This is a genomic window from Acinetobacter sp. 8I-beige (assembly GCF_902505955.1).
In the GTDB taxonomy this organism is placed as follows: domain Bacteria; phylum Pseudomonadota; class Gammaproteobacteria; order Pseudomonadales; family Moraxellaceae; genus Acinetobacter; species Acinetobacter johnsonii.
This window is the reverse complement of record NZ_LR732790.1, coordinates 845,101-867,540: the sequence shown is the minus strand read 5'-3', so window position 1 is coordinate 867,540 and position 22,440 is coordinate 845,101. Positions and strand designations below refer to the sequence as shown.

The following is a 22,440-nucleotide window of genomic DNA, read 5'->3' as shown; positions in this document are numbered from 1 at the left end:
TTCTCAGCTTGAATCTCCCAAATATCTCCATGGAAAACCAAAAAGACTGAATCAAACCGCACCAATAAAAGCTAAACGTTTATTTTTAAATCATTTAAAGCAGGTTATATAAAAATATCAGGCCAAAGACTTGACCCTTTGAGCTTTGCCACATAGAATGCGTGCAGATTCTCCAATAGCTCAGTCGGTAGAGCGACGGACTGTTAATCCGCAGGTCCCTGGTTCGAGCCCAGGTTGGAGAGCCAAAATTCTAAAAACCCACTCCATGCGAGTGGGTTTTTTCTTTGCGCTAGAAAATATTGTGTTCGATCTGAGTCAAATCATCTTTTTTATCATCGGCTGCTTCGCCACTATTACGTTAGTGATGATGGTCTACCCTGACCTGTTTCGCCGTAAACAAAAGTTTTATGCCAAACACGTCATTACGCCGTTTGAACGTAAAATGTTTATTCGCTTAAAAGAAGCCTTTCCACGCCATCATGTTCTAGCTCAAGTTTCATTTAGTTCACTGATTACCAGTGATCACTATAAAATGCGGGCCAAATTTAACCGTAAAGTCACCGATTTCGTTTTATTAGATGAACAATTAGCAGTCGTGGTGATTATTGAACTTGATGATCCTTCCCATATCGGCAAAGAACAAGAAGATGCAGAACGTGATGCCATGCTGAATGAAGCAGGTTACATCGTTCGGCGTTTTACTGAAATTCCAAGCACTCGCCAACTGCACAAACACATTGGTATCACGCCTGCAATGCGTGCTTGAATTATTTTGAGACTGCGCTGCTCGCTTCCTGCTGTGTGAATTGCTTTTCGGCAGCCAACTTTTCTTGAATACGCTGCTGTTGTTCTTCTTTAATACGCTGATATTCCGCTTGGTTTTTTGCATCGCTTTTTACCGCTAAAAAAGCAATCCCTAAAATAAGCAATGGAATCACAATACCAAGACTCGCCAAAAACATCACTTTTGGCGTTAGTTTTTGAGTTGATTTCGTCATAGCCAGCCTATTTCCAATATCTAGATTTTGATGGGCCAATACTATAACAAAAAAAGAGCCTCAATCATGAGGCTCTGTCTTCAGTTTAAATGGTTAATTTTATGTCGGTGCTATACCTGTACAGTTTTCATTGGTACTGGCATCTTTTTGTGCATCAGTTAGTACAACACCCGTACCCGCAGACATATAGGTCTGAATAAAATCCACAGCCTCCTTATTTTGACATACGATTGCCTGCGTATGCGTCGCCTTCGGTACAATAGTTAGTTTATAACCATCAGCATATCCATTTTGCGGGAAGTATGTGGTCGCTTTTGCTTTCATATTTGCATATAACGCTTGCGTTACTACAGGTAGTACTGCTTGATCATTCGCACCTTGAATAATAAATACAGGAGTTTTAATCACCTTCGCAGCAGTGGCATTGGTTGCTGGTTGATTATCTGCCAAGAATTTCTGAACCACTGGATCTGTTTTAATTTTATTTAAATCAACACCATACTGTGAAGTCCAGTGTGTTGGATCTGCCAAGAACTCTACAACACCCGCTTTAAATTGTTCTTGTAAGCCATTTGCACTATTCGGTGCTGGATAACCTAAACATGCACCATCATCTCCTGTACGTCCATAAGCACTTTCCGCAATTTCAGCAGCACCCGCTGTAAAGATATTCTTTAAATCATAATCAGGCTGATACGCTTTAATACCCGAGCTTGTGAGTGCCGCATAAGCCAAGAGTTCAGCATAACCATCCGCAATTTGCGCAATCAATGCTTGGCCTTGTGCCGCTGGTAGACCATTTGCCATTGCAATACGGACTTGTTGCAATTTGTCATCTAAAATATTCAAACCATTTGCTTTAGGTTGACCATTTACGTCAAGATTATATTGTGGATCGAGATAAATTTGAATAATTTGTCCTAAACTGGATGCAGGTGCACCAGCCACAGCTCCTTTATAAGTCGTATCAGTATTAGCAAACTCTGCTGTACCCAATGATGCATGTCCACCTTGTGATTGGCCAATCGACATCCATGCTCCATTTAACTGGGTACCATAATGCTCTTTTGCGGCCTTTACGGCTGCAATGGCAGAATTAGCTTGGCTCGACAAATTCAAATAAGGATGTACACCTGATGTACCTAGACCTTCATAATCTGGAGCAACAATGACATAGCCTGCAGCCAATAATGTATTCGCTAAAATTTTAAAGCGTGGATGAATCACATTTTTACTTGGTGCACAATCATCTCCACCTCCGACCGTTCCATGCTCCCATACCACAACACGATAACCATCTTTAGGTCGAGCTACCTGTGGAAATAAAACCATTGCCGTTGCGGTTGCTGTCTTCCCCTGCACATTCGTCATGTTATAAGTCATGACTTTAATCGATGAACTATTCTCGACTGTATCTAAAGAATAATTCCCTTCCGACAGATACGTGGGTTGTTGATTTGAAGCGGGCGAATCATCATCGTCATTACAAGCAGTTAAAGACAGCATTGAAACGGCAACTGTAAGGGCTAATGCTATTTTCGAGCGTTTCATAAAATATCCTTTTATTCATTGTTTTTTTAAGCATGAAACTACATGCCGTTTTATTAAGACATAAAAAAAGCGCCCTGTATAGGACGCTTTTCAACCAAACAATCACTTTAAATAATTAATTCTAAAAAGATTCCAGTAAAAATAATGAACCCCACCCAACGATTGTGACGGAATGCCCAAAAACAACGCTGTGGATCTCTGTCTTTTATTTTGGACCATTGATAAATAAAATCAGCCACCACCACAAGCAATGCGATTAAACCCAATGGCATCAATAAATTTTCAAGGTAAAGCGCCGTACCGATCAAAACCACGCTCATCGCCTGTAAAAGTGCAATGATTTGAATATCAAAACGACCGAACAAAATAGCTGTCGACTTCACCCCAATTTTTAAATCATATTCACGGTCGGTAATCGCATATTGCGTATCGTACGCCACAGTCCAAGCCAGATTGCCAAAATACAGCAACCAACAGGTTAAATCTAATGGCTTACCCATGGCCGTAAAGGACATCGGAATTCCCCACGAAAAAGCCATGCCCAAAACAACCTGAGGCAAATGGGTATAGCGCTTCATGAAAGGATATATAAATGCGAGAAAAAGCCCGCCTAAAGCACAATAAAACGTTTCAATCGGTAGAAACAACAACATACAAGCACTGGCAAAGACTAAAACTAGAAACACATAAATGGCTTCTTTGGCCGTGATAATCCCTGTTGCTAAAGGCCGCGTTTTCGTGCGCTCTACATGCGCATCTACCTTACGATCAGCAAAATCATTAATTGCACACCCAGCCGCACGCATAAATATCGTGCCAAGTACCATCGGAATCAGAATACCCATTGGCGGTATGCCCTCTGCTGCAATCCATAGTGCCCACATGGTAGGCCAGAACACCAACTCTGTGCCAACAGGCTTATCAAAACGACATAAATAATAGTAGGCTTCTAAACGTTCACGCCAAGTAATTTGATGCGCAGTTGTCATGACTGTCCTTCAGATGCTGAATTCTGCTTTTGCAAAAATTGCTCAAAACTCGCCAAAAAGGTTTCTTGAACAATAAACTTGCAGCCGTGCCAAGTATAACAGCTCTGTCTGGTCCAGCCATCTTCTAGCCAAATCACACGACGTTCACATGCTGGATTGGTGCGCTGAAACAAGAACCAACCTATCGGTTTTTTACCAATATGTTTAAAAAGCCGTGCGCGGCCTTGCAAACTTAAGATCGGGAAAATGCTTTTGGCTTTAACCCAAGGCTCTGCATCACTGCCATATAAAAAACTTTCTCGTACCCATGACGTATGCTGAAACGGCATGCCCATCCATTTTGCATCGATAAACTGAAGACGCTGAAAATGCTCTTTGGTTGGTTGAACCCTAAATGCTCCATCAGCCAAATCCGTCAGTTGCTGAGTAAGTGAACCTGAAGCATATAACCATGTTTTCAGTTCAGCTGGAATCTGCTGCATAAGCCTACCTGTACCATTGATTTACTGTGCGCTTAAACGCTTTTTGAGTTATGAAGAATGTCATTGATTCAATTCTAAGATCAATCTTTAGCAATTATCTGTTTTTGCAATGGTTTCAAATTTACCTTGCGGAGTTTTCACCAAAATAAAACCTTCAGCACTCAAGTAAAAACTTTGAGGATAATCATAATCCAATGCCAACTCTGGGCTTTTTAATGCGACAAATTCTGCCTGCTTATAACCTTCAGGGGTGCGACCAACTTCAATATAAGTCACCATCGAAAAATTTAGCTTAAATCCTTTGTCGTGATCTTTAGGGTCAATCCACGGATAAAAACTGGTGTGCTTCTTACGCTGTGCCATTGCTCTCATCAATTTTTTTCAAGTTAAACAGATGATACAAAAAAACCCGCGACTAGCGCGGGTTTTTTACAGTGAAATTCAGTTCAGAATTACAAGCTGTAGTACATATCAAATTCAACTGGGTGAGTTGTCGTGTTCAAACGACGCACTTCTTCAGTTTTAAGTTCGATATAAGCATCAAGCATTTCTTTAGTGAATACACCACCTTTAAGAAGGAACTCATGATCCGCTTGAAGCGCTTCAAGAGCCATATCTAGGCTGTGCGCAACTGTAGGGATTTTCGCTTCTTCTTCAGGAGGAAGGTCGTATAAGTTTTTGTCAGCTGCTTCACCTGGGTGAATCTTGTTTTGGATACCGTCAAGACCCGCCATTAACAATGCAGCAAAGCCTAAGTACGGGTTCATCATTGGATCTGGGAAGCGAGCTTCAATACGTTTGCCTTTCGGGCTAGAAACGTAAGGAATACGGATAGAAGCAGAACGGTTACGTGCTGAGTAAGCCAACATAATCGGCGCTTCGAAGTGTGGAACTAAACGCTTATACGAGTTTGTAGAAGGGTTCGTAATTGCGTTCAATGCACGAGCATGTTTGATTACACCACCGATGAAGTAAAGCGCCATTTCTGAAAGACCAGCGTATTCATCACCAGCAAACAAGTTCTTGCCATCTTTAGAGATTGACATGTGAACGTGCATACCAGAACCATTATCACCAACCATTGGCTTAGGCATGAAAGTCGCAGTTTTTGCATATTGGTGCGCAACGTTCCAAACCGCATATTTGAACTGTTGAACTTCGTCAGCTTTACGAACCATTGTGTTGAAGCTTACACCAATTTCTAACTGGCAAGATGCAACTTCGTGGTGGTGTACTTCTACACGACCTGGACCCATGATGTCTTCAATACGCGCACACATATCTGCACGCATGTCATGTGAAGAGTCAACTGGTGGAACTGGGAAGTAACCACCTTTAACACGTGGACGGTGACCAGAGTTTCCGCCTTCATAGTCTTTATTTGTTGACCAAGCAGCTTCTTCAGCAATCAATGTATGGCGCGCGCCAGACATATCGATTTCCCATTTTACTTCGTCAAATACGAAGAATTCTGGTTCTGGACCAAAGAATGCAGTATCACCAATACCTGTAGATTTTAGGTATTCTTCAGCACGGCGAGCAATCGAACGTGGGTCACGGTCATAACCCTGACCTGTTGATGGCTCAATAACGTCACAAGTAACAACTACTGTCGGCTCAGCGAAGAACGGGTCGATAAAACCAGTTGCAGCATCTGGGCGTAAGATCATGTCAGATGCTTCAATGCCTTTCCAACCTGCAATAGAAGAACCATCAAACATTTTACCGTCTTCAAAAGTATCTTCGTCGATAGTATCTGCTGGGTAAGTTACGTGTTGTTCTTTACCCTTAGTATCCGTAAAACGGAAATCGACCCATTTTGCGCCACTTTCTTGGATGAGTTGTAGGACCTTGTTCGCCATGCTCATTTTGCTCCGATGAATTTTTGTTGCACTCTTTAGTGCGTGTTAGTAGTTGGTTGTTCTAAAGCAATTACCGTACCAACTTTAAAAAGCTTAGCTAAAATGTTGAATTCATTATCAGAATAACAGTTTTAAGCTGTTTGCTTTGGCTCTATTATACTGAGCTAAAAAGTAAATGCACCATATTCAAGCATGCTTCTTCACATTTAATCTAAAAGATTTTGAGTGTGGATCATAATGGTGCATTTTTAAATTTCACTGGTCGATTTACACCCGTTTTTTATAAATTAGAGCACTGTTTAAGCTGTTATTTTCGCATTGATTTGACTTCCACACCTCATATCACGGCGAGCGATATACCTAAAATCAAATATAAGAAGCGTAATTAACTGTTTTTATTTGATTTTTAAAAAATTAAAAACCTCTCCTTTCAAACTAAATATAAAGCCGACATCTCAGATGTGAGCAAGTAAAAAAATATGCTCTGTTTTGGTGACATTAGGGGAGTTTTTGGCTCACTGCATTAAGAGATATTCTTTTATATTCCTTGAATGTGCATGCTTCATGACATTTAGACATAATCTACGTAGTTTCTCTTTAGGATTTGAATCTGAGATATTCATAAACTCTATATCTGTTAGTAACAAAACCCATTGTAATTTTTAGACCTGCGAAAAAATGTCACGCTCTAGCAGTGTATTTTTTGCTATGATAATTTCGGTTTTGTGCCTCCATTCAAGTCATTGAATGAGAAAAATAATTTACTTATAGCTTTATAATGTAAACGCACGAATACCATAGGACTCTTCAAGCACATTTATGTGCATAAATTTCAATAGGTTAAGCTCATGCTTTTAATGATCGACAACTATGACTCTTTTACATACAACATCGTCCAGTATTTTGGCGAGTTAAATCAAGAAGTAAAAGTAGTACGTAATGATGCCGTGACATTGGAAGATATTGAGCGATGGCAACCTAAATATCTTGTGATTGGCCCTGGTCCATGCTCACCTTCGGAAGCAGGAATTTCTATTCCAGCCATTCAGCATTTTGCTGGAAAAATTCCATTATTAGGGGTGTGCTTAGGACATCAGGCCATTGGTCAGGCTTTTGGCGGCGAAATCATTCGTGCCAAAAAAGTGATGCATGGTCGTTTGTCTGACATGCACCACTCAAATAAAGGCATTTTTAGCAACCTCCCTTCTCCGTTTTCAGCAACGCGTTATCACTCACTGGTGATTGATCAAGAAAGCTTGCCTGAATGCTTAGAAGTGACTTGCTGGACCAATGAAGCCGATGGCTCAATTGAAGAAATCATGGGTGTAAAGCATAAGACGCTTGCCGTTGAAGGCGTGCAATTTCACCCTGAATCAATCTTGAGTCAGCATGGCCATCAAATCTTTAAGAACTTTTTAGAAATTTACGCATAAATGAGTGCAGTGAAAAATGAATATGCAACAAGCTTTAAATAACATCACTAAAAATATTGAGTTGACGCAGCCGCAAATGGAAGACGTCATGCGCACCATCATGAATGGTGAAGCAACAGATGCCCAAATTGGTGCACTAATGATGGGTCTTCGCTTAAAAGGCGAAAGTATTGATGAAATTACCGCAGCGGCTCGTGTCATGCGCGAGTTTGCCATCAAAATTGATGTCAGTGATGTACCTTATTTAGTCGACATCGTCGGTACAGGTGGTGACGGTCAGAACTTATTCAACGTCTCGACTGCGTCTGCTTTTGTGATTGCAGCGGCAGGTGCAACCATTGCTAAACATGGTAACCGCGGTGTTTCAACCAAATCGGGTTCCTCGGACTTGTTAGAACAAGCAGGCATCCAACTTGACTTAAACATGCAACAAACTGAACGTTGTATTCGCGAAATGGGTGTGGGTTTCTTGTTTGCCCCGAATCATCATAAAGCGATGAAGTATGCGGTTGGCCCACGTCGTGAATTAGGCATTCGCAGTATTTTCAATTTACTTGGCCCGCTTACGAATCCAGCTGGAGTAAAACGTCTAGTGATTGGGGTGTTTTCGACTGAATTATGTCGACCAATTGCAGAAGTGATGAAACAACTGGGGGCTGAACATGTCATGGTCGTTCATTCTAAAGATGGTTTAGATGAAATTAGCCTTGCATCAAGCACCTATGTGGCCGAACTTAAAAATGGCGAAGTCACCGAATGGGAAATTCAACCTGAAGATGTTGGGATCGAATCGCAAACTTTAACAGGTTTAATCATCCAAGATTCTGCTGAAAGTTTAAGCCTAATCAAAGATGCCTTAGGCAAAAACAAATCCGATAAAGGCGAAAAAGCAGCCAACATGATTGCTTTAAATGCAGGTGCCGGTCTGTATGTCTCTGGACTTTGTACCAGTTATAAGCAAGGCGTGGCTTTAGCACATGACATCATCTACGGCGGACAAGCCTTAGAAAAGATGAGCATCCTTGCTGAATTCAGCAAAACCCTTAAACAATACGACGCTTGATAGACAGGATTTTGTCATGGTAGATATCGCAAATACGATTTTAGGCAAAATTGTGGATCGTAAGCAGGAAGAGTTTGCTGCACGCCTCAAACAACGTAGCTATAAAGATGTTGAAGAATGGGCATTTGAGGCAACTCCTGTGCGTGGTTTTGCAAAGTCTTTACTGAGCAAACAACCGGGTGTGATCGCTGAAATTAAGAAAGCATCACCATCTAAAGGCATCATTCGTGAAAACTTTGATCCTGCTGAAATCGCGCAGCAATACGAAGCCGCAGGTGCAGCATGTTTATCGGTTTTAACCGATGTCGATTTTTTCCAAGGTGCCGATGAGAATATTCAAATTGCACGTTCTCACTGTGCCCTGCCTGCATTACGTAAAGACTTTCTGATTGACCCTTATGGGGTGATTGAAGCACGTGCTTTACATGCGGACTGTATTCTTCTGATTGTGGCATGCTTGTCCGATCAGCAACTCGAAGAAATGTCGAAAACGGCTTTTGAGCAGAATTTAGATGTCTTGGTTGAAGTACACGATGAAGCAGAACTTGAACGTGCTTTACGTCTATCTGAGCGTTGCGTATTGGGTGTCAATAACCGCAATTTAAAAACCTTTGATGTGGACTTAAACACCTCGATTCGACTGAAAAAACTGCTTGAACCATCTCGTCTACTGGTGACTGAAAGCGGCATTGCGACCCCAGCGGATGTTGCCATGATGCAAGAGCATGACATTCATGCTTTCTTGGTCGGTGAAAGTTTTATGAAACAGCCACGTCCAGACCACGCCTTTACTGAGCTGTTTGGAACACCTAAATCACTTTAATCGCACATTCAGGGTAAGGCATGCCCTTGCCCTGAATACTTTGTGATATGTTCTTTCAAAAAGCCGTTGAAGATCTCGTTAAACAGTAACATATAAAAAATTATTCAATCTTAAATTACTCAATTAAACCCTGCTTCTTGGCTTCATTCACTGCTTCCATTCGAGAGCGGACCTGCAACTTGTTATAGATTTTACGCAGATGCCATTTCACCGTATTGATGGACAAAAAGATCGACTCGGATATTTCAGCATCAGTACAGCCACGGCTTAATTTTTCTAAAATTTGGACTTCACGTTTTGATAAAGCCTCAAGGCCAGAACTTCCGATCAAAGCTTCAGCACTGCTTTCAGCTTGATTGAGCTTTTGAAGTTGCTGAATATATTCTAATAACACAACTGTATGCTTTTGCTTCTGTCGACTTAAATGCTGACTTAGCCCACTTAATATATCCCAAATTAAAGGGTCTTCATCTAGAATCACCCGCACCGCCTGAGTCGGCATGAGGGTTTCAAGCGCTTGTTGTAGCGCCTCAAAAGCCTGTTCATGTTGTTTCAGCTGATACAGGGCCAGTGCAAACAAAATTTGAACACGCGCAAAACGTATCGGATAAATCCTAAAAAATGCTAACTGCTGGCTTAAATATTCTTTGGCTTGCTCGGCTTGCCCCATGAAAATTTGCTGACGCACCAGCATTAAATCATCGCCACGCAGCAAATGGGTGAAATTTAAATACGGCTGAAATGCTGCCTGTTCAGTATCTGCTAATACAGAAAGCGGGCTTGCTTGTTGCGCATAGGCTTGTATAGTTTGTGCGAGTCGAGGTAACGACCATTGACTACTGCGGGTATGGGCTTGATGCAAACACACTTGTATCGCGGCTTGATCTTGATGCAACGTAGCTAAACGCATTTGTAAGATATAGCCCACCACCACCATATCAGGCATAGCCAAATGACCGCCGCCCTTAAAGTCCATTAATGCAACTTCGACTTGCGACATTTGGTTCATTTCATAATACAGGTCTGCTTTAAAGCTGCTCAGAATATTCATAATGGCCGCTTGATTGTCTTCATCTAGACCTAAGTTACGATATTCCTCGCTCTGCCCTACTTGAGTAAATTTCTCTGCCGCGAGCGTTAAATTTCCTAATAAATAATCACATAGGGCATCAATACAATCGACCATTGCCAAACCATATAGGTTATGACCTTGCAAATAGATAATGCGCGTTTGTAGTAATAGCTTTCGTGCTTCACTCATTTGCCCCAAACAAATGTGATGTAAAGCCCCAATCCCAATCAGTAGAGCACGGACAAAATAAACGGTACTTGGCAGTTGTGCTAAGTTTTGTTGCGCTAAGCGATAAGCCACATCTAACTTGTCTTCTAAAACAGCAATGAGAGGGGCTAAACCTAATTGGTCCTCATGTTGTAATAAGGTTTCATGTTGATCCACACTATGCCAGAGCTGTAAATAATGATTGGCTAGGGTCACTTGATGCGTCAGCACCAAGGTCCAAATAATGTCATAGAGCAAATTTGGATTTTGCAGCAAGACAGAATCAGGGATCTGTTTGACCAACTCCAACAACGTATAGTGTCGGCCTTCTAAGATCAGTTCACGACACACCGAGTTAAGCAATGATAAAATCAGCTGCTGATCTTCTGCTTGTTGGGCGTGATAAATCGCCTCCATCAGATAACGCTGTTGTTTAAACCATTCTGCCGCTTTACTATGCATTTTCTGATATGCATCAGGTTGTAAAAGTTTAAACTTCGATTGTAAAAAGTCTCGAAATAAATGATGCACGCGATACCATGTACGCTGTTCATCTATTGCTTGAATGAACAAACCTTTTTGACTGATGACATCGAGAATTTGCTGTGCAACAGGATTACCCGTTAAAGCGATGACCAAAGCTGGATTAATTTTTCTCAGTACACTAATTTGCAATAAGAATTGCTGAATTTCAGGGTCTTGTTGTAAAAAACCTGCTCACTGAGGTAATTTACAATCTGATGGTGCGCACCACTTAAGTTTTGAATAAAGTCATGAATATCTTGATGTTCTTTCAAATATAAATTGGTGAACTGAATGCCTGTAAACCAGCCTTCAGTTTTATCAATCAGTTGTTCTGCAAGCTCAGTGCTTAAAGCAAGCTGGTCAAAGTTTTGTTGTTGTAAAAACTGAATAAGCGCACTGCTTTCTTGCTGTTTGATACTCAGCTGAGACTCTGTGACCCACTTTAAACGACCTAATAGATATTCTTTCGCGAAACTCCAGTTGGGTTTGACCCTTGAAGCAATCACCAAATGACAATTTTCAGGTAAAGACTGGTACAACCACCAAAAGATATTTAAACATTCTGGGTTCGTTAATGCTTCAAACTCATCGATAAATAAAACAGTATCAGCATCCACTTCTGCAACGTTTTGCGTCAGCTCAATGATGTGTTGTTTATGGATCTGTCCATAAGAGAGGGACTGCGGCGGTTCTAAATCCAAAAGCGCCAAACGCAAGTATTGATAGAGTCGAATCGGATCATTGTCATCGTCATCCAAAGTCAACCAACAGACTTTGTTTCCCTTTGCTAAAAGAGACTCTGAGAGTTGATTCATCAGTGTGGTTTTTCCATAACCCGCCGCGGCGTGAATAAAAACCAAAGAAGACTGACAATAGTCCACCATCTGACTTAACAGTTGGGAACGTTGCATGGCCCTGCCATTTTGCATGCTCGGACGACTGAGTTTAGTCTTCAACACTTGCATGTATATTCATCCAATCGTTTTTTATTCAACTTCATCTGCAATGTTCATTTCCCTGAATTTTGCATTGAGCACAACATCATCCTCAACCAATCATGTTATGCCATTCTCCAGTCTAAAACACTTATAAATTAGTCGGGGAACTACAGTTAGACAATGTGAAATTGCATCAAAATGATCCTTTCAGCCCCCCAACTTCAAACTATTCATTCGCACATTTATCAAACAATGTGAATTCCATTCTTTCGAGTGGTTTGCGATCTTTGAAACATTGCTATGCTCAAACAGATGGAAATCTTTGATGCCTGTTGCTGGTATCGCCCTCTGAAATAGCGACATACAAGGAGTTTGTCATGAGCATTGCACAATCCGTTAAACATCAAGACCGTTTATTAACCATTAATGTTAGAGAAGGTGAAGTCAAAAACGCTTTACCAGGTGTACATGTATCACCTTGCTTTTTAGATCCAGACAATGGCGTATGGGTAGTCAATGTACGTTTTGACGCAGGTACGATTCTGCCACGTCACTTCCACACAGGTGTAGTACATTTCTATACCACAGCAGGTTCGTGGCATTATGTCGAATACCCTGAAGATGTTCAAACGGCAGGAAGCTATTTATTTGAACCAGCGGGTTCTATTCATACCTTATCAACTCCAGAAGGTGCTGAAGGCTTCATGGTCATTGAAGGTGCAAACGTGAACTTAAACGATGATGATTCATTAATGTTCATTATGGATGCAGGCTGGATCGAACGTACGCTTCATGCTGTGGCACAACAAACTGGGCAAAAAATGCCACGTTATATCAAACCAGGTTCTGCAGTTGGTTTCAGCGACCAATAAGTATTTAAAGGCTTTTCGCTTCGGCTAAAAGCCTTTTTTTTATGATAAAAAAAGCCACAAAGGATGAATGAAATGTTTGGCAAAATGATGCACCAATCTTTGTTGATTAGTAATTTAATCGAACATGCAGCAAAGTACCACTCTGACACCGCTGTACTTTCACGTGAAGTTAGTGGTCAAATGACCACCACCAATTGGCTCCAAATCCAACAAAACAGCAAACGTTTAGCCAATGCTTTCACGTCATTCAATCTTAAACAGGGTGATCGTCTTGCAACCATCGCATGGAACAATCATCGTCATTTAGAATCTTGGTATGCAATTTCAGGTAGTGGTTATGTCTGCCATACCATTAACCCACGTTTGTTCCCTGAACAATTAATTTTCATCATTAACGATGCACAAGATAAAGCCATTTTCTTTGATAGCACTTTCTTACCGTTAATCACTGCGATTCAAGGTCAAGTCCCAACCGTTGAGAAATTTATCTGTTATGGCGCACGTGACGAAAAAGTTGCCGCAGCTCTACCCGATGTAATGTTCTATGACGAATTAATTCAAGGTCAGTCGACTGAATTTGTTTGGCCACAGTTTAGCGAAGAAACGCCAAGTTCGCTTTGCTACACTTCTGGCACTACAGGCAATCCTAAAGGGGTGTTGTATAGCCACCGTTCAACATTATTACACAGCATGGCAACGTGTTTCCCTGACTCACTCAACTTGTCTGCATCAGATATCGTCATGCCTGTCGTACCCATGTTCCATGTAAATGCATGGGGTGTTCCTTACTCAGCAGCAATGGTAGGTTGTACTATTGTCCTTCCGGGGCCAAATCTGGATGGTGATAGCCTAGCCAGCTTAATTGATGACTATAAAGTAACCATCGCCTTAGGTGTGCCAACCATCTGGCAAGGTTTACTTGCTGCTGCAAAAAAACGCGGCACAACCTAAGACAGTATGAACCGCAATGTTGTGGGTGGCGCTGCGTGCCCACCGTCGATTATTCGTGACTTCAAAAACAACTATGCATGCGACACCATTCATGCTTGGGGGATGTCTGAAACCAGTCCACTCGGCACGATCAACCAACCGAAAGCAAAACATTCAGCTTTAAGCGCTGAAGACTTTGAAAAACTACGCTTAACCCAAGGTCGCCCGCCTTTTGGCGTTGAACTACGTATTGTAGATGGTGATAGCCTAAATCCTTTACCAAACGATGGTCATACTCAAGGTAATCTTCAAATCCGCGGGCCTTGGATTGTTGATCATTACTTCAACCAAGAAAAAAGTGCTACCACAGCAGATGGTTGGTTCGATACAGGCGATATTGCAACATTAAATGCAGACGGCTATATGACCATTTGTGACCGTGCGAAAGATTTGATCAAATCAGGCGGTGAATGGATTTCTTCGGTTGAAATTGAAAATATTGCAGTTGGACATCCTGAAATTCGCATGGCTGCCGCAATTGCAGCACGTCATCCAAAGTGGGACGAGCGTCCAATCTTAATTGTAGTAAAACAGGAAAATTCAACACTCACTGAAGATGAAGCCCGAGCTTATTTTGAAAATAAAATTGCACGCTGGCAGATTCCGGACGTAGTCATTTTTGTAGATGCACTGCCAGTCAATGGCACAGGCAAAATTGTCAAGGCTGAACTTCGTACAAAATTTAGCGATGTTTTGCTAAAAGAAGAAGTTGTTTAAAAGCAACTTAAAACATTTAGAAGGATTCTGAAATGAAAAACAATACATCTAGAACAGCATGGGTAACAGGCGGCAGCAGCGGTATCGGTCTTGCATTAAGCAAACTGTTACTAAAAGATAAATATCAGGTTTGTATTTTTGCCCATGCGGGGATTGAGCAAGCAGTAACTGAATTAAAAAAACAGTCACCATCGGTACATGGTTTTGAAATTGATGTACAAAATGAAAGTAATTTGGAAAAGGCATTTGCTGAAGCAGTTACTGCAGCAGGTACGCCTGATCTTGTAATCAATTCTGCTGGTATTGTGATTGCAAAATCTTTTGAAGACATGAGTTCTGAAGAGTTTTTACGCCAAATCAATATTAACCTTGTTGGTAGTCGCAATGTTGCTCATGCTGCATTACCTTATTTAAAACAAACTACCCAACAAGGCAGACGCCCTAAAGTTGTCTTCATTGCTTCAGCATCTGGGCTGCTCGGTTGTTATGGCTATACAGGTTATTGTTCTTCTAAATTTGGTGTGGTTGGCCTAGCTGAAGTACTCCGTATGGAGCTACGCAGCCAAAACATTGATATTGCCGTGGTATGCCCACCTGAAATTGATACGCCGTTGGTGACTGAAGAGCGTAAACACGGCTCGCCTGTAACAGCTGCTTTGAAACAGCTGGGTGGTAGTATGCCTCTAGATAAGGCATCTAAAGAAATTTACAACGGTATTTTATCTTCTGATTTCATGATCATTCCAGGTACACAAGTACGTCTTCTTATTAAAGTATCGCGTTTACTACCGAATACCTTCCGTGGTCAAATCGACAAGAAACTGGATAAAATTCTCAGTAATTTACGTGCAAGTTAAGTGAGTCCTCACTTAAGGACATAATAATTATGTCCTGCCTAAACCCGAGTAAATCATTTGTCTGTTCTAGATAGTATGTTTACTTGGGTTTTTCTGTTTTACGCGCATCTACAACAATCATTCTTTTGCACACCATTCAACAGATTAGAAGCCATTTTGTGTTCAGGCTTTTACTCTTTCCTAATGAGAGTAATTCAGTTCAAATCAGAACAAAACCAGACTATAATTATCGCCTAATTCCTTATTTTGCGTATTTTTCTGACCCTATGAGCAAACATGATTCATCGCTTTCTAAAGAACAGTTTAATTTACTGAAAGACTTTAAAAAGCAAATCACCAATCCGCATTCGACTGCCATCAAACAGTCTGAGGCCCCAGCTCAAGTTGCTCCGCCAGAGCCAGAAGATGATTTCGCGTTGTTTCAAAAACAAATGCAAGGTGTCCAAAAAATGGAGACCGCGAACATTGCCAAAATAGAAAAAAATCCAAAGAAAAAAATCGATGCGCAAACTTTAGCAAAACGTGCAGCGGCTGAAGGCCCTATGCATACCGATGCAACTGAGCTATCCGATACTCAAGCAATGCTCAACCCTGTCGCGAGCCAAGCCGCGCTCAGTTATCGCATTGCTACGCTGCAACACAAAGTATTTGAAGATTTAAAAGCGGGTAACATTCGTTGGTTTGAAGCAGTCGACTTGCATGGTTGCACCGTTGAAGAAGCCCGTGTCGCAGTTTTACAAGTCATTCAAATGGCCAAAGATGAAAATCAAAATGTCATTAAAATTGTGCACGGCAAAGGTCCGGAAGCCATTTTAAAAACCTATGTGAATGGTTGGCTGCGTCAACACCGCGATGTGCTGGCTTTTGTCAGTGCGCCAGAGAAGCAAGGTGGCACAGGTGCAGTTTTAGTGTTGCTAAAACGAAGCGAGAAGAACCCAAAGTTTAAACAGTAATCGGATTTTTGTCCAAAATAAGGCATTGGAATAGTTTTCTGCTACAATGCCGTCCTTGTTCAATATCAGTGTAAGTGAACACGTCTTATGTCTATGCAGCAATCCTACGCTAACATCTTAACTGCCGTTGGTGAAGACCTAACCCGTCCAGGTCTCCTCGATACGCCTATGCGTGCTGCTAAAGCTTTTTCGTATTTAACGTCTGGTTATAGCAAAAGCTTAGAAGAAGTGACCAACAATGCGGTGTTCCCATCGGACAACCGTGAAATGGTACTGGTTAAAAATATCGAGTTTTATTCACTCTGTGAACACCATTTATTGCCTTTTTATGGTCGCGTACATATTGCATATTTACCTGAAGGCAACGTCCTTGGACTCTCTAAATTTGCACGCATTACCGAAATGTTTGCACGCCGTTTACAGATTCAAGAAAATCTGACGCAGCAGATTGCAGAAGCGGTTGCAGAAGTGACGGGTGCACGCGGTGTGGCAGTCATGATTGATTCGGCACATATGTGCATGATGATGCGCGGCGTCGGCAAACAAGAATCGACTACACGTACCGTTTCCTTTATTGGTGACTTTAAAACCAATAAAGAAGAGCGCCGCGAGTTTTTAAGTGCAGTCCCTGAAAGCTATTAATTTAAACATAAAGCCTCGACCTCTGTTGGGGCTTTTTTTATGCATATATCATTGAACGATTCATTTTTTGTTTAGAGGAATACGCAATGTCAGCAATTTGGTTAGCAGGTCATGGTTTGACCCAAGGCGAACAGAGTATTGATTTTCCACGTCCAGACCGTTTGGTTCAAGGCAATCCACAGCGCCAGACCTATAGTCTATATGAACACCCACACATGGGCTGCGGGATTTGGCACTGTGAAGTTGGCTCATGGAATATTCAATTTTCCGACAATAAACAAGAATTTTTTCAAGTGATGGAAGGCATCATCCGTATTCATGATGCCCACACTCAAGACTTCATTGAAGTCACAGCAGGTCAGGCAGGAATTATTCCACCGAGTTTTATCGGCACATTTGAAGTGGTTGAAGCTGTAAAAAAATACTATGTGATTGTTGAGGTATAAAAACCTCAACAACCGATTTGAAACGTCTTAGAATAGTTCGTGTTTAAGTCTGAGCTTTAAACACTCAGGACTTTTTCAGTCACATGAATACAGTTACGCCCTTTATTTTTGGCAGCATAGAGTGCCGAATCGGCAGTGTCTAAAAAGCGTTGATAGTCAGGATGACCATTATAAACCGTACAGCCAATACTGACGGTAAAACTAAAACTTTGCCCATGAGCGGTACGAATTGGGGTTTCCTGTATCCGCATACGGATCGTTTCAGCGATTTGTAAAGCACGCGTGAGATCACTGTCGACCAACAGCAATAAGAACTCTTCGCCACCGACACGGAAGGCATAGTCACTACCCTTGGCAACATCTAACAAGACTTCAGCAATAAAACGCAGTGCCAAGTCCCCTGCGGTATGCCCATATTTATCGTTGATACGTTTGAAATAATCCGCGTCGATTGCCAATAGGCTCAGCGCTGCATCATTTTTACGGGCAAAATTAATTTCACGCGACACAATCGTACTTAAATAACGACGGTTTAACAGCTGAGTCAGTGAGTCATTGCCTGAGTCTATATATTCGGTCACTTGAAACAGTTGATCGACCAAATGCTGAATCTGTCGGTTCACGTCACGAATTTCTTGAATGCGTTCAACTTTCTGAGTCTGATCCTGACAGTCGAGCACGTCAAAATTGAGGGTATCGACCTGTTGAATCAGCCTGATAATGGTCTCCACCTGCTCTGCACCTGTAAAGGCATACGCTGCTTTATGCACAAACCATAGACCAAATTCCGACTTAGACAAAGCAATATGTTGCAACTGCGGATGCTCGGAGAAAACTTTGAACATCAACTCATTTTCCCAGTCGAGCAAAATGCTGCGCTGCTTATCTTTTTGTACTGCGACATCTTGCATTGCAGAAAATAAACGATAGCTATGCTTAACTTCATGGCTCCGCTCTGTATTGGCTTCATAGGATCTGCACATAATTTCTGTCGCAAAGCCCATAATTTGCAGCATATAACTTAGCATGTAGTGGTTGTTTTCTAGCGGAAGTCCAGCCAAGAGTTCCAAGATCTTGTTTTCAATCTCACGAATACCGCGCATGATCAACCAAGAAGGAATGCCCACCCGCGCATGTACCTGCCCAACTTTTTGTTGTTTTTCAACTGCTGCATAATAAGCTTCATTCACAGCCACGTCGAAACTTTCAATGAGCCATTGGTTTAAACTGTTTTTTAAACGTTGTTGAATGATGTCATCTTTAAAAAAATCTGCAGCCTCAGGCTCCAAGACAATATTGCTATAAAATTCATTGACCAATACAGACGAATGCTGCTGAATAAAATTTTGCGCTTTAACGTGATCATTCACTGAATAATGTTGGCAAATTTTCCCCCATTGCTCGGCCAATTTAGCCATGCATTCATCATTCATAAAACTTACCTATTTATATATTTTTGAGACTTACTAGACATTTATGTGATTAATATAACAAATTTCAATACTTATTTTCACCATCAGCTTTCATTTTCAGCGCTTTATAAAAAGTAAGGCTCACGTTTGGTTGTTTTAACGGCAATGACTTTCATAAAAAAAGCCCCATTATTGGAGCTTTGAAAAGAGGATCGAACTAAAAGAAATGGATATAACTCAAACCCGTCTGATCCCAATCTTTGCCTTTTTGCTGTTGATACTGCCAATGAAGCCTCAACGCATTTTGCTGATTGAATAAATATTGCAACTGTGTATTCAGTCTGACTTGCCATTGATGGCTATCTTCCCAATATGGCAGCTCGACCTGTACCAAACTATTGATATGTTCACTCCAGATGTTCTGGCAGCCTACCGTTGGCCCAAGTCCCACGCGCCAACCTCGGTCTAAAGCTTTACCTGCTTGAACATGATTTTGCAATTGTGCATAGCATAAATGTTGACGCTCTTGATCTGCCACACTATAGCCAAACTGACTGGATAGATTGAATACACCGTGTTGATCCTGTTCACTAAATGCACCATCTCGATCTAGTGCCTCTTGTTGCCAACCCATGTTAAACCCCCAGCTTAATGGTGTTTTAAAGGCAGTCAGTGGACTGTAGGCATTGACCTCCAGCACATTTAGCTCTTGCAGTTTTAGTCGATCATCACGGTATTCGAGACTGCCTTCTAGAAACTTAAGCTGTGTACCCAAACGGAAACCGCCTTGTGGGTCAATCAAGTCATGATAGGCCTGACGATGGCTCAGTCGGAAATAAGTGTCACCTTGTATTTCACCCGCTTCAAACTGAACGGTTCGCGCATGGTGGCCTTTTACCGGATCTACTTTTGGCGCTTCGACTACTTGACGTTGCTTTTCCAAGTCAATCTGACTCCGCAAACCCAGCAGTTGTCGAATACGCGGTTGGGCGTCTTCTGCCGCAATCTTTTGTGCAATTAACTGTAAATACACATGGTCATAAGCCATTTCTAAAATACGTGCCTGATCCACCAAGGCATAGCGATTCAAATAATCTTGCATTTGAGCAGGTTCAAGTTGCGCAACCTGATGCGCAGCCGATGCCAAGGCTTGTCCGTGTTGTTTGGCTTGTGCCAACAACTGAGTTTCTAAAGCTGGACGGTAAACACTTTCTGCAATTAGATGGTTTTCATCGACCGCCTTAATAGTCTCAACAGGAATCGCAGCGGTTTTAAATTGTTTTTGTAGGTTGACCTCTGGCCGTACCAAATCAATTAAACCCAGTAAACGATAGGCGCAGTTATCACTGATAAAATAGTAAGGAAATTGCACATGCTTGAGTTCCCAAATATGCTCAACCATGGTTTTGGTTTCTTCTGGCGTCAGGGCTAACTCGTACTCCCACAAATCGCGGCTTTCCAAATCACCATATTCTTTCACTTTTCGATAGTACGGCATGAGTGAGTACTCACCTGGGTACTGCCCGGTTAAGCCCTTCCATGCAAAAGAAAAGCTATCGCTATTGGCCACTGTCGCTGCATAATTCACGGCATAAGAAACTAAGTTCAGCTGTTTTTGGTCTTTAGGATCAAGCCTTAACAGGGTATGCCCAAACATCGAACTGGGATTGCCCATAAAGTCCGTAGCGTAAATTAAAGTCGCCTTATACGGCTTAATTTGCCCAAGCCACTCATCCAGCTCAGGACATGAGGCTTTAGGCAGTTGGTTTGATGCAATATTCAGTTGTCCTATGAGCCATTTTGAACGTGCCGGAAAGCGACACTGAATCGATTGATTGGCTTCGGCTGGGGTAAAAAGTGCTGCAATATTGGTATCAAGCTCTTGTTTGAGCTGAGTTTGTCCGTGTTCGCTATAAAAAAATGGACGGTAAGTGACTTCACTTTGTCCTGAAACATTGGCATACATCAAACGTTGCCAAGTCACATTTGAGGCTAGCTTCAGCTGCTGTGCTTTTTCAATATAAAACTCGGCTGAGCTAGGTGCTTGAGCAAAGATGCTGGTGCTGAATAGCACACTAAAGAGGAGGACAACAGATTTCATGCAGTGTTAGCTATTCTTCTTTTTTAGATATGAAAAACCCTGCCTGAATGGCAGGGTTTTATGGTGCAATTAAACGTATGCTTTTAATACGCTATCCGTTGCCATGACTGCTTGTAAAGATGCTAATACTTGAAGCGCATCTTGGTTTTCAGCTGAATAGATTTTTGCGAAGTTTTGTTTAGACACTTCAAAGAAACGTGCTTTATCTTCAGACTGGATGTTCAGTAATTCAGCCAGTACATTTAGACTTTCGCCCTCACCGACTGCCATATCACGCGCCAATGCTTCCGCATTTTCGTTGGTAAATGTTACTGCCTGAGCAGTCACAGTACCCGTACCGCTACAACCTAAAGTACCAAAGGTAATACCGAAAAGTTGGTTAGCGAAAAGACCATTGGTTGTACCCGCTAAAATTTTAGCGACTTTACCAGACTGGCCAGCCCAAATTTGTGAACCAATACCACAACCGACGTCATTATCTGCAAATGTAGCGGTAGAACCAACAGCCAAAACCGCAGCCAATGCTATTTTTTTCAACATAAGGTTTCTCCAGACTCGATTATCTCCGAGTATTTTTATTGTTCCTATTGTGTGTATTTTGAGCTACACCCTTGTAAGATAGCGGTAACAAGCGCATAACGCAAAACAATTTATACTAAAGTGAAGTGAATATTTAAAAATGTGCTTTAGCGGTATAAGGACCAACTGCCACGTAGGTCTCGTTTCCCTAAAATCTTTAGCACCAACACCAGACTGAGCAGTAGCAATAAATACCAAGAACCCAACTTACCCCAACCGACCATATGCCATGCATCGACTTGACTTGGGTACAGCCAGATTTGGTAAAACGTACTGATATTTTCCGCAATCCAAATAATAAAGGCCAACAGTAAAAGCACGGGTAACATCGGCAGGTAAAAACGATGCTGCTGCAATTCAAAGCCAATCTTGGTTTTCCAAAACAGCACTATGCTCCACGCAAACAAAAGATAACGAATATCTGGAACAAAAAATTTGGACATAAAGTTGATATAAGACAACACCGCCAATGTCAGCATGGCGGAGAAACGGGGCAAGTGTTCAAAAGAAACATGATAAAGACGTAATGAACGCGCAAAAAAACTGCCCACAGCCGAATACATAAAACCTGCAAACAAAGGCACTGTTAAAATTTTAAATACGGCGGGATGCGGATACTGCCAAGATGCAATTTGCGGATGGGTCAAAAAGATTTCCATCACCATTGCCATCACATGAAATAGCGCAATCACTTTGGCCTCGGCCCAAGACTCCAGTTTTAAATACAGCAGACAAACTTGAATCAGCACGGCATAAAACAGTAGATAGTCATAACGGAAAAAGCCGAAATATTCCTGACTCCCCATACTGGCTGTGAAGGCAAAAGCCAATAACAGCAATATCCCAAATAAGGCAGCCGAAGCTGCCTTAGATGAGAACTCAAAACATGATTTTAAAATCGTGATCACGCATGAACCCTAATTGAATT

21 protein-coding genes, 1 tRNA gene and 1 pseudogene are annotated in these 22,440 nt (G+C 41.7%); 11 read left to right on the top strand and 12 right to left on the bottom strand.

The features are described 5' to 3' along the window. Positions 1-169: 169 nt before the first annotated feature. Together GVX98_RS04080 and GVX98_RS04075 are read left to right on the top strand one after the other, a co-directional pair. Positions 170-245 (top strand) — tRNA-Asn (locus GVX98_RS04080). 20 nt (positions 246-265) lie between these two features. Further along, positions 266-766, top strand: coding sequence for a DUF2726 domain-containing protein (locus GVX98_RS04075; RefSeq protein WP_159127328.1), 501 nt, complete (start codon positions 266-268; stop codon positions 764-766). Position 767: 1 nt separating this feature from the next. Here GVX98_RS04075 and GVX98_RS04070 read toward each other — a convergent pair whose 3' ends face one another. From GVX98_RS04070 to glnA, 6 genes are all read right to left on the bottom strand, one after another. Beyond that, on the bottom strand, positions 768-998 hold the full coding sequence (locus GVX98_RS04070) for a hypothetical protein (protein WP_039890041.1): 231 nt from the start codon (positions 996-998) through the stop codon (positions 768-770). A gap of 99 nt (positions 999-1,097) precedes the next feature. Beyond that, positions 1,098-2,549 (bottom strand): S9 family peptidase, encoded by a 1,452-nt coding sequence (locus tag GVX98_RS04065; RefSeq protein WP_159127327.1) that lies wholly within the window; start codon positions 2,547-2,549, stop codon positions 1,098-1,100. Positions 2,550-2,656: 107 nt separating this feature from the next. Further along, a complete protein-coding gene (ubiA, locus tag GVX98_RS04060; RefSeq protein ID WP_159127326.1) occupies positions 2,657-3,538 on the bottom strand; it encodes a 4-hydroxybenzoate octaprenyltransferase in 882 nt (293 codons plus the stop codon). Continuing rightward, a complete protein-coding gene (locus GVX98_RS04055; protein WP_010327240.1) occupies positions 3,535-4,020 on the bottom strand; it encodes a chorismate lyase in 486 nt (161 codons plus the stop codon). The genes ubiA and GVX98_RS04055 overlap by 4 nt, the downstream gene beginning before the upstream one ends. Positions 4,021-4,107: 87 nt before the next feature. After that, entirely contained in the window at positions 4,108-4,383 is a 276-nt protein-coding gene (locus GVX98_RS04050) for a hypothetical protein (protein ID WP_004982609.1), read from the bottom strand. A gap of 89 nt (positions 4,384-4,472) precedes the next feature. Continuing rightward, positions 4,473-5,888 (bottom strand): type I glutamate--ammonia ligase, encoded by a 1,416-nt coding sequence (gene glnA / locus GVX98_RS04045; RefSeq protein ID WP_005400480.1) that lies wholly within the window; start codon positions 5,886-5,888, stop codon positions 4,473-4,475. Between the two features lie 842 nt (positions 5,889-6,730). On the opposite strand from glnA, the gene GVX98_RS04040 reads away from it, so the two are divergent. From GVX98_RS04040 to trpC, 3 genes are read left to right on the top strand one after another with little or no spacing between them, the layout of a single operon-like run. Next, complete coding sequence (locus tag GVX98_RS04040) at positions 6,731-7,315, top strand: aminodeoxychorismate/anthranilate synthase component II (protein ID WP_005400479.1); 585 nt, start codon at positions 6,731-6,733, stop codon at positions 7,313-7,315. Between the two features lie 16 nt (positions 7,316-7,331). After that, a complete protein-coding gene (trpD, locus tag GVX98_RS04035; RefSeq protein WP_005400478.1) occupies positions 7,332-8,378 on the top strand; it encodes an anthranilate phosphoribosyltransferase in 1,047 nt (348 codons plus the stop codon). Positions 8,379-8,394: 16 nt separating this feature from the next. After that, positions 8,395-9,201: an indole-3-glycerol phosphate synthase TrpC gene (trpC, locus tag GVX98_RS04030; protein ID WP_004695695.1), complete on the top strand. Its 807-nt coding sequence runs from the start codon at positions 8,395-8,397 to the stop codon at positions 9,199-9,201. A gap of 115 nt (positions 9,202-9,316) precedes the next feature. Here trpC and GVX98_RS04025 read toward each other — a convergent pair whose 3' ends face one another. Continuing rightward, positions 9,317-11,155 carry a LuxR C-terminal-related transcriptional regulator gene (locus GVX98_RS04025; RefSeq protein ID WP_228716265.1) on the bottom strand — a complete coding sequence of 613 codons (1,839 nt, stop codon included), beginning with the start codon at positions 11,153-11,155 and terminating at the stop codon, positions 9,317-9,319. Then, positions 11,137-11,970 (bottom strand): AAA family ATPase, encoded by an 834-nt coding sequence (locus GVX98_RS16875; RefSeq protein ID WP_228716264.1) that lies wholly within the window; start codon positions 11,968-11,970, stop codon positions 11,137-11,139. The genes GVX98_RS04025 and GVX98_RS16875 overlap by 19 nt, the downstream gene beginning before the upstream one ends. 350 nt (positions 11,971-12,320) lie before the next feature. Between GVX98_RS16875 and GVX98_RS04020 the strand changes: the two genes are divergently transcribed. From GVX98_RS04020 to GVX98_RS03995, 6 genes and pseudogenes are all read left to right on the top strand, one after another. After that, on the top strand, positions 12,321-12,815 hold the full coding sequence (locus tag GVX98_RS04020) for a 2,4'-dihydroxyacetophenone dioxygenase family protein (protein WP_159127325.1): 495 nt from the start codon (positions 12,321-12,323) through the stop codon (positions 12,813-12,815). Between the two features lie 72 nt (positions 12,816-12,887). Beyond that, positions 12,888-14,522: pseudogene (locus tag GVX98_RS04015) on the top strand (long-chain fatty acid--CoA ligase). Positions 14,523-14,554: 32 nt separating this feature from the next. After that, a complete protein-coding gene (locus tag GVX98_RS04010; RefSeq protein ID WP_159127324.1) occupies positions 14,555-15,379 on the top strand; it encodes an SDR family NAD(P)-dependent oxidoreductase in 825 nt (274 codons plus the stop codon). A 266-nt stretch (positions 15,380-15,645) separates the two neighbouring features. After that, the gene (locus GVX98_RS04005) at positions 15,646-16,332 is read left to right on the top strand and encodes a Smr/MutS family protein (RefSeq protein ID WP_159127323.1); all 687 of its coding nucleotides are present in this window, start codon (positions 15,646-15,648) and stop codon (positions 16,330-16,332) included. A gap of 93 nt (positions 16,333-16,425) precedes the next feature. Beyond that, a complete protein-coding gene (gene folE / locus GVX98_RS04000; protein WP_171054237.1) occupies positions 16,426-16,974 on the top strand; it encodes a GTP cyclohydrolase I FolE in 549 nt (182 codons plus the stop codon). Between the two features lie 86 nt (positions 16,975-17,060). Then, a complete protein-coding gene (locus tag GVX98_RS03995) occupies positions 17,061-17,420 on the top strand; it encodes a cupin domain-containing protein (protein ID WP_004982633.1) in 360 nt (119 codons plus the stop codon). A 56-nt stretch (positions 17,421-17,476) separates the two neighbouring features. Here the strand turns inward: GVX98_RS03995 and GVX98_RS03990 are convergent, their stop codons facing one another. From GVX98_RS03990 to GVX98_RS03975, 4 genes are all read right to left on the bottom strand, one after another. Then, complete coding sequence (locus GVX98_RS03990; RefSeq protein WP_159127322.1) at positions 17,477-18,853, bottom strand: diguanylate cyclase; 1,377 nt, start codon at positions 18,851-18,853, stop codon at positions 17,477-17,479. A 196-nt stretch (positions 18,854-19,049) separates the two neighbouring features. After that, positions 19,050-20,933: a DUF4105 domain-containing protein gene (locus tag GVX98_RS03985; RefSeq protein ID WP_004982635.1), complete on the bottom strand. Its 1,884-nt coding sequence runs from the start codon at positions 20,931-20,933 to the stop codon at positions 19,050-19,052. Positions 20,934-21,002: 69 nt separating this feature from the next. After that, positions 21,003-21,473 (bottom strand): DUF3015 family protein, encoded by a 471-nt coding sequence (locus tag GVX98_RS03980; RefSeq protein WP_004695672.1) that lies wholly within the window; start codon positions 21,471-21,473, stop codon positions 21,003-21,005. Between the two features lie 146 nt (positions 21,474-21,619). Further along, the gene (locus tag GVX98_RS03975) at positions 21,620-22,417 is read right to left on the bottom strand and encodes a DUF817 family protein (protein WP_171503326.1); all 798 of its coding nucleotides are present in this window, start codon (positions 22,415-22,417) and stop codon (positions 21,620-21,622) included. Between the last annotated feature and the right edge of the window lie 23 nt (positions 22,418-22,440).